Source organism: Mogibacterium pumilum (assembly GCF_002243385.1).
Taxonomy (GTDB): domain Bacteria; phylum Bacillota; class Clostridia; order Peptostreptococcales; family Anaerovoracaceae; genus Mogibacterium; species Mogibacterium pumilum.
Window position 1 is genome coordinate 1,020,766 of record NZ_CP016199.1, and the last position, 1,579, is coordinate 1,022,344.

1 protein-coding gene is annotated in these 1,579 nt (G+C 45.5%); it reads right to left on the minus strand.

What is annotated here, in order from left to right; translation table 11 throughout:
- Window positions 1-127: 127 nt before the first annotated feature.
- The gene (locus AXF17_RS04895; RefSeq protein WP_094234066.1) at window positions 128-1,300 is read right to left on the minus strand and encodes an IS110 family RNA-guided transposase; all 1,173 of its coding nucleotides are present in this window, start codon (window positions 1,298-1,300) and stop codon (window positions 128-130) included.
- Window positions 1,301-1,579: the final 279 nt, after the last annotated feature.

The following is a 1,579-nucleotide window of genomic DNA, read 5'->3' on the forward strand; positions in this document are numbered from 1 at the left end:
TGAGACTAACTATTAAAAGTCAAGCCTGAATCGAAGAAATTCGTTCAGATAGATTAGTACCTTGAAAACTGCATGACAAACAGAGCATCCGTTAGGGTGCTCGTACAGAAAAGTGAAAGAGACTTATTTAAGAGATTCGATAAGATTCTCTAGACATCTGAAGGCTGTAGATTACGCGGACAAGTTTCTTACATGCGTGTGAAATTGCGACATAGTAGTGCTTGCCTTCAGCTCGTTTCTTGGCCAAATAAGCCTTAAAGATTGGATCCCACATACAAACGTATTTAGTTGCATTGAACAGTGCATACCGCAAATATCGTGAACCGCGCTTTTCCATGTGGGCATAGGAAGACGTCATCTGACCTGATTGATAAGTGGTTGGAGAAAGACCTGCATAAGCCAGGATCTGATCCGGATTATCAAAACGGGAGAAGTCACCGATTTCCGCAAGAATCATAGCGCCCATCCGGTTTTTGATTCCCGGAATCGTAGTGATCGGGGAATCCAGAACATCCATGATGGCATTGATGGCAGTCTCGATCTCATCGATTTCTGCAGACAAGACTTCAATGAGACGGATCGTATGCTTCAGTTCCAGAGACTTCGCAGGCAGAACCGATCCGATAGATGAAGATGCAGCCTCTCGAATAGAGATCGCCATATCTCTGCCATAGCGACCGTTTGAAGCATCGTGAAGAAGATGCTTCAAACGAGTCAGATGAGCGGCGGCGACAAAAGAAGCGCCGGGAAATTCAGAGAGCAGGGCATAGACGGAAGTCATATGAAGTGTTGGGACGAGTGGTTCCAGTTCAGGGAAGAGGATACTGACGAGCCTGGAGACGGATGTTTTCAGCTTAGCACGTTCCTGAACTTTGTCAAAACGGTATCTTGTGAGAGACTTCAGTTCTTCGTTGTGATATGATGTGTCCGAGTAGGGCTTGAGTGTCCTATCGGTAAGCAGCATCATAGCAATCGAAGCAGCATCGACTTTATCCGTTTTCGTCTTTCTAAGGCTTTGACCTTTTCTGTAAAGAGTTGTATGTAACGGGTTGATAACAAAGCTGGCTAGGCCGTTATCAAGGAGCGAGCGCAGAAGGTTGAGATGATAGTGTCCGGTAGCTTCAAGACCTACTTTTATTTCTGTCAGGTCTGAAGTCAACGACCAGATCTTCTCATAAAGCTCGTCGAATCCCCGTAGCGAGTTCCGGATGGTGAACGGAGAGAACAGGATCTCCCCATCAGAGCCGAGGATACAGCAGTCGTGCTTATCCTTGGCGATATCAATGCCAACATAGATCATAATCAGATTCTCCTTAAAGTATATTGATGCTGCTGTCGATCCACAGGGCTCTCTGCCGGATGTAACCTCGTTCTACATAAACCGTCATGCGGTATCTAACTGATTAACAATGAGACAGAGAGGCTGTGGTTGGATCCTCACTAAAACCGTCTATGCGGTAGGTGAAAAAAACCAATCCACAGCATCTTCAACAGCATAGCCTAACCTGTAGAAAAGGTAAAGAAAAGGCTATGACACTATAATACGAGGTGAATCAATAAACCACCGGCTATGCCCTGT

What these genes read in the sequence shown, in the direction of transcription:
- AXF17_RS04895 (WP_094234066.1), bottom strand. Translation starts at nt 1,300, where the DNA reads ATGATCTATGTTGGCATTGATATCGCCAAGGATAAGCACGACTGCTGT.